Annotated in this window: 1 pseudogene; it reads right to left on the minus strand. The window is 59.2% G+C overall.

Annotated elements, in window-relative coordinates:
• Positions 1 to 257: pseudogene (locus tag EN780_RS37990) on the minus strand (hypothetical protein); the annotation flags it as partial.
• Between the last annotated feature and the right edge of the window lie 165 nt (positions 258 to 422).

Genomic DNA, 422 nt, shown 5'->3' on the forward strand with positions numbered 1-422 from the left:
TGCTCATGGTGCTTGTCGTTGTGCAGAATGGCTGTCTGGCCGCCACGCGGCACGGTCACCGCCGAGAAGAACTTCCGGTTTTCGCCATGCAGAAAAGGGGAGTCCGGCTCGACCTCGCTCAGCTTGAGCAGACGGATGTCAAAGCGGGCGCAGACTTGCACGGGGTCGATAGGACAGATCGGCGTCAGGCCGACCTTTTCCCGGACCCGGGCGGCGATACGTTTGGCCTCTGCCTTAAATCCGTGCCTGAACTTCAATGTCAGTCATCCCGCAGCTTCTTGTAGGTACTGATGACGATATCCTCCATGAGCTTCGCCTTATCGCCGGACAGCTTCGGATCGGCGCGCAGCAAGGCGGTGATACGCGCGATCGGTTCAGCTTCTTGCTGACCTGCGCGCGGGATAAACATCTCGGCCTTAAGA

The organism is Mesorhizobium sp. M4B.F.Ca.ET.089.01.1.1 (genome assembly GCF_004022605.1).
In the GTDB taxonomy this organism is placed as follows: domain Bacteria; phylum Pseudomonadota; class Alphaproteobacteria; order Rhizobiales; family Rhizobiaceae; genus Mesorhizobium; species Mesorhizobium abyssinicae.